The sequence below is a fragment of the Bradyrhizobium sp. HKCCYLS3070 genome, from assembly GCF_051167575.1.
GTDB lineage: Bacteria > Pseudomonadota > Alphaproteobacteria > Rhizobiales > Xanthobacteraceae > Bradyrhizobium.
Genome location: NZ_JBNPTI010000001.1, coordinates 439,705 through 452,601 on the forward strand (window position 1 = coordinate 439,705; position 12,897 = coordinate 452,601).

At 65.4% G+C, this 12,897-nt stretch carries 14 protein-coding genes; 8 read left to right on the plus strand and 6 right to left on the minus strand.

The genetic code is table 11. The annotated features are described in order from the left end of the window. Positions 1 to 133 precede the first annotated feature (133 nt). Positions 134 to 2,281 (minus strand): adenylate/guanylate cyclase domain-containing protein, encoded by a 2,148-nt coding sequence (locus ACQR03_RS02000; RefSeq protein WP_315749477.1) that lies wholly within the window; start codon positions 2,279 to 2,281, stop codon positions 134 to 136. 18 nt (positions 2,282 to 2,299) lie between these two features. Next, the gene (locus ACQR03_RS02005) at positions 2,300 to 2,983 is read right to left on the minus strand and encodes a hypothetical protein (RefSeq protein ID WP_315714652.1); all 684 of its coding nucleotides are present in this window, start codon (positions 2,981 to 2,983) and stop codon (positions 2,300 to 2,302) included. Between the two features lie 236 nt (positions 2,984 to 3,219). Between ACQR03_RS02005 and ACQR03_RS02010 the strand changes: the two genes are divergently transcribed. Then, positions 3,220 to 4,812, plus strand: coding sequence for a S10 family peptidase (locus tag ACQR03_RS02010; protein WP_315749478.1), 1,593 nt, complete (start codon positions 3,220 to 3,222; stop codon positions 4,810 to 4,812). A 17-nt stretch (positions 4,813 to 4,829) separates the two neighbouring features. Here the strand turns inward: ACQR03_RS02010 and ACQR03_RS02015 are convergent, their stop codons facing one another. Both ACQR03_RS02015 and ACQR03_RS02020 read right to left on the minus strand, forming a co-directional pair. Further along, the gene (locus ACQR03_RS02015) at positions 4,830 to 6,218 is read right to left on the minus strand and encodes a serine hydrolase domain-containing protein (protein ID WP_315749480.1); all 1,389 of its coding nucleotides are present in this window, start codon (positions 6,216 to 6,218) and stop codon (positions 4,830 to 4,832) included. A 145-nt stretch (positions 6,219 to 6,363) separates the two neighbouring features. Continuing rightward, positions 6,364 to 6,909 (minus strand): tetratricopeptide repeat protein, encoded by a 546-nt coding sequence (locus ACQR03_RS02020; protein WP_315714649.1) that lies wholly within the window; start codon positions 6,907 to 6,909, stop codon positions 6,364 to 6,366. A 290-nt stretch (positions 6,910 to 7,199) separates the two neighbouring features. Between ACQR03_RS02020 and ACQR03_RS02025 the strand changes: the two genes are divergently transcribed. The 4 genes from ACQR03_RS02025 (at position 7,200) to ACQR03_RS02040 (ending at position 9,622) form a co-directional block, all read left to right on the plus strand. Next, positions 7,200 to 7,541: a hypothetical protein gene (locus ACQR03_RS02025; protein ID WP_315749482.1), complete on the plus strand. Its 342-nt coding sequence runs from the start codon at positions 7,200 to 7,202 to the stop codon at positions 7,539 to 7,541. Positions 7,542 to 7,717: 176 nt separating this feature from the next. Further along, positions 7,718 to 8,149: a hypothetical protein gene (locus ACQR03_RS02030; protein WP_409998611.1), complete on the plus strand. Its 432-nt coding sequence runs from the start codon at positions 7,718 to 7,720 to the stop codon at positions 8,147 to 8,149. Positions 8,150 to 8,448: 299 nt separating this feature from the next. Continuing rightward, positions 8,449 to 9,162, plus strand: coding sequence for an outer membrane protein (locus ACQR03_RS02035; RefSeq protein ID WP_315749484.1), 714 nt, complete (start codon positions 8,449 to 8,451; stop codon positions 9,160 to 9,162). A 220-nt stretch (positions 9,163 to 9,382) separates the two neighbouring features. Next, the gene (locus ACQR03_RS02040; RefSeq protein ID WP_315714646.1) at positions 9,383 to 9,622 is read left to right on the plus strand and encodes a DUF6719 family protein; all 240 of its coding nucleotides are present in this window, start codon (positions 9,383 to 9,385) and stop codon (positions 9,620 to 9,622) included. A 240-nt stretch (positions 9,623 to 9,862) separates the two neighbouring features. On the opposite strand, the gene ACQR03_RS02045 is transcribed toward ACQR03_RS02040, so the two are convergent. After that, on the minus strand, positions 9,863 to 10,108 hold the full coding sequence (locus ACQR03_RS02045; RefSeq protein ID WP_315714645.1) for a hypothetical protein: 246 nt from the start codon (positions 10,106 to 10,108) through the stop codon (positions 9,863 to 9,865). 180 nt (positions 10,109 to 10,288) lie between these two features. Between ACQR03_RS02045 and ACQR03_RS02050 the strand changes: the two genes are divergently transcribed. After that, the gene (locus ACQR03_RS02050; RefSeq protein ID WP_041750859.1) at positions 10,289 to 10,396 is read left to right on the plus strand and encodes a hypothetical protein; all 108 of its coding nucleotides are present in this window, start codon (positions 10,289 to 10,291) and stop codon (positions 10,394 to 10,396) included. A 64-nt stretch (positions 10,397 to 10,460) separates the two neighbouring features. Here ACQR03_RS02050 and ACQR03_RS02055 read toward each other — a convergent pair whose 3' ends face one another. Further along, entirely contained in the window at positions 10,461 to 10,973 is a 513-nt protein-coding gene (locus ACQR03_RS02055; RefSeq protein ID WP_315749486.1) for a hypothetical protein, read from the minus strand. A gap of 109 nt (positions 10,974 to 11,082) precedes the next feature. Between ACQR03_RS02055 and ACQR03_RS02060 the strand changes: the two genes are divergently transcribed. Continuing rightward, positions 11,083 to 11,880, plus strand: a complete 798-nt coding sequence (locus ACQR03_RS02060) for a TetR/AcrR family transcriptional regulator (RefSeq protein ID WP_315749487.1) — start codon at positions 11,083 to 11,085, stop codon at positions 11,878 to 11,880. Between the two features lie 249 nt (positions 11,881 to 12,129). Further along, the gene (locus ACQR03_RS02065; RefSeq protein WP_315749489.1) at positions 12,130 to 12,771 is read left to right on the plus strand and encodes a DUF3313 domain-containing protein; all 642 of its coding nucleotides are present in this window, start codon (positions 12,130 to 12,132) and stop codon (positions 12,769 to 12,771) included. Positions 12,772 to 12,897 lie beyond the last annotated feature (126 nt).

The window sequence follows — 12,897 nt, forward strand, 5'->3', positions numbered from 1 at the left end:
CGGTGACAGGCGCCGTGTCGTCTAGCCGACCTTGCCCGTGCTTGTCCATCGCGGCCGGTATCCTGGGGCAATGGGGCCGGGATGAGGCTGATATGGCCCGGACGTGCGCGCACGCACGGAAGTCATCGTGGCGTCATTTTTCCTGCAGGCTGCGCACGGGGTCCCAGGCCAGGGACCCGGTCGCCAAGCTTGCTTTCACGCGCTCGGCGAAGAAGTGGCTTGGCCGATCGCTCAGTGCGCTTTGCGCGAAGCAGTCGACCGCTTGCGGCAGCTCGCCGGCGCGCCAATGCGCAAGGCCTGTGGCATAGCTGGTGAGGAGGGCCTGTTCCTCCGGCGTGAGCTCGGCTGCGCGGCCATGCAGCTCGTAGATCTTCAGTGACTGCTCGCGGCCCTTGACCCGGATGGTGTCGAGCTCGCGCCAGGCAAACTCGGTGCCGGCCAGCGCCACCGTGCTCTCGGAGGCGATGATCGTGGTGCCGTAGAATTTGTTGGCGCCCTCCAGCCGCGAGGCCACGTTCACGGCGTCGCTCATGACGGAGTAGTTGAAGCGGCGTTGCGAGCCGAAATTGCCGACCAGCGCGGCGCCGCTGTTGATGCCGATGCGCTGTGCCACCTTGATGCCCTGGAACGCCGTCGACGAATGGTTGAGCTCGGCGAGCTTCGCCTTGCAGTCGAGCGCCGCACGCGCCGCGCTGCGCGCATGGTCGGGATCGTCGAGCGGAGCGCCGAACACGGCGACCACGGAGTCGCCGATGTATTTGTCGACATAGCCGTCGTGGCTTTCGATGACGTCGGTCATGGCCGAGAGATATTCGTTGGTGAGCGCCATGAGCTGCTCCGGCGTCATCTGCTCGGCGAGGCACGAGAAGCCCTCGATGTCGGAGAAGAACACGGTGACCTCGCGGGTCTCGCCGCCGAGCTGCGGCAGCCGGCGCGAGGCGAGCATGCGGTCGATCTCGTGCGGTGCGAGGTAATAGGCAAAGCTCTTCTGCAGCAGCCTGCGGTCCTTGTCGGTGACCATGAAACGATAGCCGGTGGTCGCAGCCAGCGCGAGCACACCGGCTGCGAGCGGCTCCGTCAAGGGCAGCCCGTAGGCATGGTCGAAGAGGATGGTGGCGAGCGCGGTGTAGAGCAGCGCGAGCCCTGCCAGGATTGCCGCTGCAGAGGCGGGGCGCAGCAATCGGGCGAGCAGCGCAGCCAGCAGGGCGATGGTTGCGGCGATGGCGAAGATCGCTGGGCGTCCGAGCTCGGTGACCGCGTCCTGCCGAACCAGATTGTTCACCGCCGTGGCGTGGATGTAGACGCCGGCAATGGTGCTGCGGGCGAACGTCTCGGAGATCCTGCGCTCGTCCAGAACGCAGCGCGGCCGCCGCGCGCCCTCGGCGCGGGTTGCGAAGCGCTTCGAGGTGAGCCGCCGATCCTCGATCCCGACGGTGCCGAGCAGGACGACCTTGCCGGCGAACTCGCGGCGAAAATAGTCCTTGTCGCCCTTGAGCGCGCAGGCGCGCAAGTCGGCAAACGAATAGGTCGGAATGTCCTGGGCGCCGCCGGCGAAATTCAGGGTCATGGTGCTCGGCACGCTGCCGGGCACCTTGTACGCACCGAGTGTGACGCCATCGGCGACAATGACCGGCGCGGTGCCGGTTGCGCGCCCCGCCAATTCCAGCGCCATGCTCGGAACGGCCTTGCCGTCGACCGACAGCGTCAGCGGATGGCGGCGGACGACATCGTCGTTGTCGGTATAGGTGTTGAGCGGACGAAGGTTCTGCTGCTGACGCACCGCGATGCGCTGGCCGGGCGCGGGCAGGATCGGCGGCTCGGCAAAGATCTCGCCCAGCACCACCTTGCCGCCGGCGGCCGCGGCCGCGAGCGCACGCAGGAAGTCGCGATCGAAGCCGCGCGTCTTCTCGCCGAGAGTGCTGTCGCCGAGCGGAATCTCCGACTGCTCGATCGAAGTCTGGAACACGATGTCGAAACCGACCACCTTGGCGCCGCCGTCGAGGACGGCCGTCAGCACGCGCCCGATCTCGCCGGTCCAGGTCAACAGCGGCGCGCCCTTGAAGGGGGGCGCCTGATAGCTCTCCTCGTCGACCGCGATCACCACCGCCGGACTCGCTGCTGCATCGTGACGGTTGCCGAAGGTCTCGAAGCGCAGCCATGTCAGCGCATCCAGCGACAGGCCGCGGCCGCGCTCGAAGAGGGGCGACACGAACAGGCCCGCGCACGCCAGCGCGATGGCGATGACGGCAAGCGCGTCGCGCGTCCGGCGTCCGATCGCCACCGACGAGAGCCTTCGGTCTCAGTTGAACCGGATCAATCGCCCGACCGCCGGGCCGGGGCCCGCCTTGGCCTGTGCGTCGACCTTGAACACGATGCGCAAGTTGCTGAAGCTCGCGACATAGGTGCCGCCGGGCGTGAGCGGGTGACTGGTGCCGGCGAAATCGTAGAATCGTCCCTTGTATTGCCGGCCCGAGAGCTCGACCTGCTGGCGCTCGCCGGGCTGGTCGAGGCGTTCGACGGTCAGCGTGCCGCGCCCTTTGGCCTCGAAGATGGGTGACGCGCTGTAGATGATCGCCTGCGCCACCGGCGCGCTGTCCGGTCCAACGCTGCGCACGATCGTGGCCGCGACCTCGCTGGTCTCGCGCGAGGTGGCCTGTGCATGGCTGGCGTCGCAATTGACGATGTCGCTCTTGAGCGTCGCGCCGTCGACCGTGCTTTCGCCGGGGCCGACGGTGACACTGCCGGCGCCGTTGACCGTCTCGCGCCGGCACGATTTGAGGTAGCTCATCACCACGGCGCCATCCGGGCCGAGCTTGATCACCTGGCCGGGCGCGACATAGTCCATCAGCTCGGCGCCGGCCACATCACCCTGGACGTCCTCGACCAGCGCCGCCGGCGGACCGGCCCAGGCTGCCGGCGATCCGATCACGGCCGGTCCGGCGAGCCCGGAGAGGGCTGCGATGATGAGCGTCGGCAACTTCATGATGAACTCCGTGATCGCAATCGGCGGCGGCCTCTTGCCCCAAACCTGCTGGGTGTCCCAGTGATGGGACGTCGGAGGCGATGGAGAGGTTCGAGCCCATAACACACCTGAGGGGAACAGGCACTGGTGCGGATGTGACTTGGATCACGGAAGAGTTGCTTGAGCTTGCTTCCAAGCCGCGGTTCATGCCCTTGCAGAGGTGGCGTGTTGCGCCAAGCGCCTAGGGGAGTGAGCTGATGGCAGGGATGAGATCATCCGTCGCGTGGCCGAGACTGATGGCTTTCGCCGTGACGGCACTGCTCGCCGGCCCGGCCCTGCACGCCGAGGATGCGCCACCGGCGGCGCACGACGCGGCAGCGCCGGGCTCGCATCGCACCGGCTCGGCCGGAAATCGCGCCGCCAGCCCGCCCGGCTCAGCATCGACCGCCGAGCAGCACAAGCTGCCGCCGGACTCTACCACGACACAGAAGCTCGAACTGCCCGGCCGCACGCTGTCGTTCACGGCGACTGCCGGTTCGGTCCGCCTGTTCGACGACAAGAGCGAGCCGCAGGCCGACATCGCCTACACTTCGTATCAGCTCGATGGCGCCGACCGCGCCAGCCGCCCGGTGACCTTCTTCTTCAACGGCGGGCCGGGTGCCTCGTCCGCCTATCTGCAGCTCGGCAATGCCGGTCCGTGGCGGATCGGAATCGATGCGGCCAGCGTGACGCCGTCGTCGAAGCTGGAGCTGATGCCGAATGCAGACACCTGGCTCGACTTTACCGATCTTGTGTTCATCGATCCCGTCGGGACCGGCTACAGCCGTTTCGTCGCAACCGGCGACGAGGTGCGCAAACGGTTCTTCTCGGTCGACGGCGACGTGCGTTCGCTGTCGCTCGTGGTGCGTCGCTGGCTGGAGAAGCACGACCGTCTCGCATCGCCCAAATTCATCACGGCCGAGAGCTATGGCGGCATTCGCGGTCCGAAGATCGTCAACAACCTGCAGCATGACCAGGGCATCGGCATCAGCGGCCTGATCCTGCTGTCGCCGCTGATGGACTTTCGCGACTATTCCGGCTCGAGCCTGATGCAATATGTCGCGAGCCTGCCGAGCTATGCGGCCGTCGCGAAGCAGATGAAGGGGCCGGTGACCCGCGCCGATCTTGCCGACGTCGAGCGTTACGCCAGCGGCGACTTCCTGCTCGATCTCGTCAAGGGCGAGGCCGATACGGAAGCCACCAATCGGCTCGCCGACAGGGTCGCGACCCTGACCGGCATCGACCAGGTGGTCAGCCGCAGGCTGGCCGGCCGCTTCGACGTCTCGGAGTTTCGCCGTGAGTTCGACCGCAAGAACGGCCGCATCACCGGGCGCTATGACGGCTCGGTGCTGGGCATCGATCCCTATCCGGATTCGAGCCGCTCGCGCAGCTCCGATCCATCCGGGGACGTGCTCACCGCGCCGTTGACCAGCGCCGCGGTCGAGCTGACGACACGCAAGCTGAACTGGCACCCCGACGGCTCCTATGAGCTGTTGAGCGGGGCGGTGAACCGGTCATGGGATTTCGGAAAGGGCACCAACCCGCCGGAGTCCACCGGCGAGCTCCGGCAGATCCTCGCGCTCGATCCCAAGCTCAAACTCCTGGTCGGCCACGGCCTGTTCGATCTCGCCACGCCATATTACGGCTCGAAGATCCTGCTCGACCAATTGCCGGCCTTCGCGCGGCCGCCGCGGGTCAAGCTCGTGGTCTATCCGGGCGGCCACATGTTCTATTCCCGCGACGATGCGCGCAAAGCCTTCCGCGGCGAGGCCGAGGCGTTGATGAAGGAGGGCAGGGAGGAGGCCCGATGAGTGCAGCGACACCCGGGCTATGAGTCTTTCTTGCGCCGGCCCTTGGGATATTTCCGCTCCATCTCGGCCTTCACCACGCGCTCCGGCCGCACCCGCGCGCCGGCCAGCCAGATCTCGCTGACGCCGGACTTGGTGCGCACGCGCCGCACCGCCTCACCATGGCTGGCATAGCCGGCGGCGTGCACGATGCGTCCGGTGTCGCGCCCGGTCACGTCGATGCGAGCGGCATCGAGGAACGGGTTGATGAATACCGGATTGGCGACCATGACCTTGTCACCAAACGGGACGAGATCGACGGCGCCCCACAGCGTCCACCAGCGGCCGGTCCAGTCGCGCGTCTTGCGCGACGGCGCGCCGTGGGTGGCGAAGGCCTGCAGGATGAACTTGACGCCATTGGCCCAGCCGGGTGCCCAGCCGTCGACGGCATTGGTCAGCACGGTGATCGTGATGTCGCGGGCGGGAATGACCGACGTCCGCGAGATGTAGCCCTGGAAGCCGCCGCCATGGCCGAACCAGTCGAAGCCGGCCGTTGTCCCGCTCATGAGCGCCAGGCCGTAATAGGCCTCTTCGACGTCCTGGGGCACGCGCCATTGCCGGCGCACCATCTCGCGCCGGCTCGCGACCGACAGCAGGCTCTTCTTCGCGTTCGGGGCAAGCTGGGCGAAGAAGCGGGCGGTGTCGGCCGCGGTCGCGACGATGCCCGCTGCCGGCATGATCGCGTTGGTCGGATTGTCGCCGGGAATCACGACGCGGCGGCCCACGGGGACGACGCGTGAATGGCCGCGCGCGAACGGGACACTCTTGCCGAGCAGCGTCATGTCGGGCGCGCTTTCTCGCAAGGCCAGCGGCGTCATGACCTCGCGCTGGAGCCAGGCCGGGTACGACTCGCCGGCGATCGCCTCGATGACCAGGCCGAGCAGGCCGTAGCCATGGTTGGAATATTTGAACCGGCTGTTGGGGTCGATCGCCGGCGGCTGCTTCAGCTCGGCCAGCAGTTCGTCCTTGTCGAGATAGGACCGGCCATCCGTGAACTGGCCGGAATCCTTGCCGTCACGGATCAGGCCTGCCGTGTGCGACAGCAGCTGGTTCAGTGTGGCCGCGGCGACATCCGGATGCAGATCCTTGACGTACTGTCCGACGGTGTCGTCGAGCTTCAACCGCTTCTGCTCGCGCAGGCGCATGATGGCGGCGGCGGTGAACGCCTTGGTGTGCGAAGCGATGCGGAAGCGGTGCCGCGGCGTCAGCTTCTCGCCGCTGTCGAGATTGGCGTGCCCGAAGGCCGCCTCCAGGACGATCTCACCGCGATGGGCGATCGCAATAATGCAGCCGGGTTGCTCGGAGACCGCGACCTGAAAGGCCAGCCAATCCCTGATGTAATCGAGTGCTGCGCCAAGCCAGGACTCCACGAGGCAATCTCCCATTCAAAAATCTGATGAAAATGGTCTGCACGAGGTTTCATCCATAACGGATCAACGACAGCGGACAAACGAAAATGGCGCAACCCTTTCGGGTCGCGCCACTGTCGAGATCGGAGCTGGTCCGATCGCGTCGTCAGTAGACGAGGCCGGTGCCCGGCTGCTTCTCGAGCGCGTCGGCCAGCGAGCGATATTCGGGGCTGTTGGTGCCGGCGAGCTGCGCGACCTTGTCGAGGTGGTACTTGGCCTGCTCGCGGTTGCCCTGTTCGAGCTGCCACAGGCCGTAGTACTGCCAGGTGCGCACGTGGTTCGGATCATCCGCCAGGGCCTGCTCGTAGTACTGCTTGGAGGCCTGGTAGTTGCCGAGCTTGCGATAGGAGTAGCCGATCAGATTGGCAACGTCGGCGACGTCCTCGCGGTTCAGCGCCTTGAGCTGCTGGATCGCGGTGGCGTAGTCGCCGCGATCATAGATCGAGGTATAGGCCGTGCGATAGGCCGCCAGGAACTTCGGATCTTCGATGCTCGAGCTCTTGTCCTTCTTCTTCTTGCCCGAATCCGACGCCGGCGGCGACGACGGGGTATCGCTGCCCGCGGCATAGGCCTTCGACAGAAGCAGCGGCCCGGAGGCCACGGCCATCGAGAACAGAGCCAGCGTGGCAATCCTGAGCGCAGACTTTTTCATTCGTATCTCCCGAGTTGTCGATCCAACAGGTGACTGCGTACGGGGAAGAACTCCCGCAGCTGCGAAATATTCCCGGCCATTTGCGCGGATTTTGCGCCGCGATCGGTGCATTATACGGACGACATGATGACAGACCAGTCACCTCGATGACTATCCCTTCATGTCCATGAACCGAAAACAGCGCTTTACTTCAGGGTGGGTTCAGTGCCGGTTCCCTATCGTCGTCTCCATGATCACGAGCCCATCCAGACTGGATGGTGCCTCCAGATCTTCACATCACGGAGACGACCATGCTGAAGTCAATGTCTGTTGCGCTGCTCGCCGCGTCGATCCTGACTGCGCCCGCATTCGCTGCTGGTGCTGCAAAAACCGATACGTCCGCGAAGTCCAGCCAGACCACTGGCACCGCGAAGACCGATGTGAGCAAGACCGATGCGGCCAAGACCAACGCCACCAAGCCGGGCGCGACGCAGGCCGGCGACAAGGCGAACGAGATGAAGCCCACCGTCGGCAAGACGAAGACCAAGCCGCATGCCTCGCTTGTCCGCCACAAGCATCGCCACGTGGCGCATCTCAGCCATCACAACAAGGTGAGCTTCAAGCGCGTGACGCCGGCGACCCGCCGCGGCTGATCCGGCCAAGGCCACGCAGAGCCGATCTGGTCGTTGACCGCCGGAGCGCGCCAGAGCGCTCCGGCGGCAGCGGCTTGACGAAGGCGTGAGCCGGGACGGATTTCCCGGCCTCTGGCTTTGAGCTAGAACGGCCGCGGGATTGGCTTTCAAGAGTTGGGCGCCTGGGGATGGGGAGAATGAGCTGGTGGCCAGCAACCGCGCTGGCGCTGCTGTTGGCGGGGTGCGCCAGCGGAGGTCCCGCCGCGTTCATGAGCGAGGACAATCGCGGCATCTCCTACACCGGCGATCGTGGTGTCGGCAGCCAGCCGTTTCCAGCCAACCACCGCAGCGAGATCCTGTCCTATCTCAGGACCTACCTGAACAATCCGGTCGGGGTGCGCGACGGCGTCATGGCGGAGCCGGTGCAACGGACGGTCGGTGGCCGGCTGCGCTATGTGAGCTGCCTCCGTTATGCGGCGCGCGAGTCCGACGGCAGCTACCGTCCGGCGCAGGAGCGCGCGGCGGTGTTCGTCGACGGCCGGTTCGACCGTCTGGTCGAGGATGCCGGCGAGCTCTGTGCCGGGTCGACTTACGCGCCATTCCCGGAGCTGGCGGGCCTCACGCGCTAGACCGCGGCGTTTTCAGGTCCCGGCGTTTTCGAAGGATTGCCACGTCGTCGCAGCGCCTTGCCAAGCCGCTTGCCCGATCACAAATCAGGGATGGACCGAACGCTTTGTCGCCTCGCGGCGACCAAATATCGGGCGAGGCGTCAGCTTCACGAAATATTCGGGAAGCCTATGGAACAAAAGGCCTTTGTTGCCCTCTGGTGACACCGCAGCGGCAATCACAGCTGCGTCACCGCCACCGGGCAACCCAAATGCGGCCATGATGTTCGATAGATGTCGCAAACGAATAACGGGGACGTCCCATGAAGCGGTTTTTGTTCAGTGCAGTGGCTTTGACCACATTGGCTGCCCCGGCTTTCGCCGCCGATATGCCTCCGCGCACCTACACCAAGGCGCCGGTCTACACGCCGCCTCAGGCGATCTACAACTGGACCGGCTTCTATCTCGGTGGTCACCTCGGCGGCGCCTTCGCGGGCAATAACAGCCTGGAAGGCAACAACGGCCGCTTCCTGGGCGGCGTGCAGGGCGGCTTCGACTACCAGTTCGCCCCGAACTGGGTGCTCGGCATCGAAGCCCAGTACAGCTGGATGGATCGCAATACGACCAATTTCGGCTTCCCGGGGGCTGCGGTCGTGACCTCGACCGGCGCCAACCAGCTCGGCTCGGTCACCGGCCGTCTCGGCTACACCTGGGGACCGGCGTTGCTCTATGCCAAGGGCGGTTATGCCTGGCGGGACGGCAACAATCTCGGGGTGAGCGTCGCCGGCGTGCCGACGGGCTTCACCACGTCCGGCAATAGCAAGGACGGCTACACCGTCGGCGCCGGCCTCGAATACATGTTCGCGCCGAACTGGTCGGCCAAGGCTGAGTACCAGTACTACAATTTCGGCAATACGACCTTCACGGGTGGGCCGGCTCCGGTTGTGGGCAGCCGCTTCAACAGCGACGAGCATACGGTCAAGGTCGGCGTGAATTACCGCTTCGGCTGGGGCGGACCAGCCGCCAGCAAGTACTAAGCGAGATCGCCGAGCCCGCGGCCGGCGGCGTTCGGCTGGAAGCGGATCACGCCTCAATTCCAACACGCCCGCGCCGTCTGGTGCGGGCGTGTTGCTGTCCGGTGGTTGGCTGGCGATGGTTTCGGGATCGCTCACGCAGTGCGAAAAAATTTTCAAACCTTCGTGAAACTTTCGCCATCAGTTGATATTATCGGTGCGCCGGTTTGATGGATCATCCCACATGCGTATCTTGGTGTCCGTGCTGTTGTTGTCGGCGGCTGTTTTGCCGTGCTCCGCCCAGACCGTTCTGAAGACCGAACCGTTGATGCTGGCCCCCTACGAGGTGGCGCTGGTGCAAACCGCGTCCTGCCCGTCGGGCAAGGTGCTGAAGGTGACCGGTGCGATCCGCGGTGTCAGCCGCAAGCGTGCCTGTGTCGCCCTTCCGGCCGAAACGGCATCGCTGGCGACGGCGACGCCCTGAGAACGGGCTTCATGGCGACCTTCCAGCGGGCAGCTCCGGCTGCCCGCTGATCGCGGGTCTGTCTGTCGAAAAATCCTTGATGAAGGCAAGTCGTCCGCGGGACCGGACTGGCATGAAGACGTGAATGTCTTCTGCCGGCGGCTTCCGTCCAGGCACGGCGAGGCTCGGGGACAGCAGCGCACGGAGACTATAAGTATCACCCGAGAAGTATCACCCGCGGCGCGCTTCCGCCGCAGCCGCTCAGGATGCGAACGGGATGTTGAACTCCTGCTCGGCTTCGGCACGGTTCTGCCAGGGATCTTCCTCGGGCTCGGCGGCGCAGGGCCGGATCTCGTAATCATTGTCGAGCTGCAGATGCGCGGTCGATCGCGCATTGATCATCACGTCCACCACCAGCCCGCTCTGCCGCGCCAGCCGCCAGACATCCCCCTCGGTCGGATAGGCCTTGCTCAACTTGGCGTCGTTGCAAAACAGCGCGTAGGGCATTCCAAACAGCTCCAGAGAAGCGAAGGATGAACCGAGAATGAACGGCACGTGCAGCGAGACACTGGCGCGCCTGGGGCAGGAAAGGGGCCTTTTCGGGCGGCCGAGTCGTAAACGAGTCCTAAATTTTTGAAAAAAGAATCCGTGGGACTCCGGGGCTAGAATCGCCAGATGGTTAAGCCCATGGGAACCGATCTCCACATCTTCTGCGGGCGGATCCAGCTGACGCTCGCCTTTGGGCTGCTGCTCGCCTTCGTCGCCAATGTGGCGCTGCTGTGCGCCTGGCTGTGAGCCGGCGTGTCGATTGCGGATATGTTTGTGTACCCTCGGCCATAGATCCTCGGCGCGGTCGCCTTTAGTCCTCAGGGAGGGCGCTCCGTCCGGCCGATGCTTTCAGGCGCGCGAGTGTCGCGCTGAAATATTCCTGACGCTCCCGATTGAAGCGCTCCTGATGGGCCCGGAAGCGCGCGACGCGGGCGCGAATCTCCGCCTGCATGTCGCGCTGGAGATCGAGCTGCGAGGCGATGCTGGTGAAACGCTCCGCAGGGACCGGGCTCGGGGCGGCGAACGAAGCCTCGGATGCAATGGCGTCGGGCGCTCTCGGCCTTGCAGGCTCCCCCACGGCATTGGGGATTGCGACTTGCACGTTGCCGCCGCGACGTGCCTCGGTTTCAACGGTGTTGGCGATCACGTGCTCGACAGCGGCGTGCGTCGGGCGACCGGCCCCGGCCTGCTGCGGTGTGACGGGGGTGCCGACCGGAACGGTAGGCAGCTCGAACTGGGCGAAGTCGGCCGGCTTGCCGGTCACAGACTGCACAAAGGCCATGGTCTGCGCGATCAGCGCATCACGCTCTTCCTTCCACGTCATGACGCTTGTCCCCCGATGCCTCAATTGCAACAAAAGCGGCTGACGAAATCAAGTTGAAGACCAGTGACTTCTGGGGATAAGCAGGAGTTCTAGGTGAGATGTGACAACAATGTTGCCACAGTCTGAACTCGTTTCGTCCCCCACCCGCGAAAGGCGATACCGGAAATCCAATCCCGCACAGATGGTTCCTAAGCGGCGTTTTTCCGGAGCTCTTCTTGACAGAGGAGCGCGGCTCGCCCCTATGGCCGAGCCGCCCCGGTCTTCGGGGCATCATCTGCTCGCAACCTTCGTGCACTGTCCGGGCACTTCGCAGACTTCGATGGACAACCCTTCACGCTCCGAGCGGTCGCGCAAGGCCGCGCTCACCGCCGCCCTCACCATCATCGCCCGCGATGGTCCGGGGCGGCTGACGCTCGACGCCATCGCCCGCGAGAGCGGGCTGAGCAAGGGCGGCCTGATGCACCAGTTTCCCAACAAGGAAGCGGTGCTCAAGGCTCTGCTGGAACAGCAATTCCTGCATTTCGACGAATTCGCCAGCAGGTACAGGGCTGGAGCCGGCAAAGCGGCTGATCAGCCCGAACTCGCGACGCAGATCGCGATCTCGCGGGAGCTGATCGCCCAGCAATATTCGGTGGCTCAGGCCATGCTCGGGGCGCTCGCCCAGGAGCCGGGATTGCTGGCCGATGCCCGTGCCAAGGATGCCGAGAGAGTAGCCGAGATCCGCGGCGAGGCCGATGACGCTGATCTCGCGGTCCTGCGATGGGCGGCGGCACGTGGGCTTGCCTTGATGACGATGCTGCGCGTCTCGCCGCTGGAGCAGCCGGATCTGGACCGTCTGTTTGCCCGCCTGCTCGACGACCAACAATGGACCACATTCCGGCAGGTCGGGACGACCGGGGAGCGATGACACGCTCGAGCTCGGCGCCATCTCCATCATTGGACGGTTCGATCTGAGCGAAGTCGGGCTGGCTTGCCGTCCGACTTCCGTCCGCCGATGCCTCCTGGAGGTCCCGTGCCGACCGCATCGACGTGTGAACAATTCTTTTCATTCGATTTCGTATTTACAAACCGTCTGGTCGGTTTATTGAGGTGGCCATGTGGACGCGCTGGCAACGGCGCCGCAATCGTGGAGGAGGGGATGAGGAGTCGATTTCCGATGTCTGGCTTCGCGGCGATCGCCGCGAGCCTCTGTGCCGGATGCAACACGGTGACGCCGGTGGCCTATTCCGGGGTGGCGTCGGCGCGCTATCTGGCGCCCAACACATCCGATCCATCGGGCCGGGTGCCTTACCGCTACGGGACTGCCACCGACTGGCGCAGCTACGACAAGGTGACGCTCGATCCGGTCGTGATCTATCGCGGCGCGGATCATCAGTTCGGCGACATGTCCGACCGGGACAAGGCTGCGCTCGCCGCCTACATGCAGCGGCGTTTCCTGGAAAGTCTCTCGGCGCGCTTCCAGATCGTCCATCAGCGGGGGCCGAATACGCTGCGCGTGCGGCTCACCCTGACCGGCGCCGTCGCCAACACGCCGGTGCTCGGCACCGCCTCGCGCTTTGATCTCGCGGGAGCCTTCTACAACGGCGTGCAGAGTGCACGCGACGGTGAGGGACTGCTGACCGGCTCGGTATTCTACGCGGCCGAGATCTTCGATGCCGCGAGCGGGCGACTGCTGAGCGCCTTCGTCAGCAAGCAATATCCCTCGCCCTACGACATCAAGGCCAGCGTTGGTGCGCTCGCGGCCGCCGAGGCCGGAATCGGCAAGGGCGCCGAGGCCCTGGTCGCGCAGCTCCAGTGAGCGGGCCGTGCGAACGATCGCGTCGCGCGGGCAGATGGCCCCGCATCGGGGCGCCTTCGTGTGCGCGCTTTGGCATCGAGGGCACGGCCAGATCTCGGGCAGTCAGCGGCGACGTCAACCCGGCCG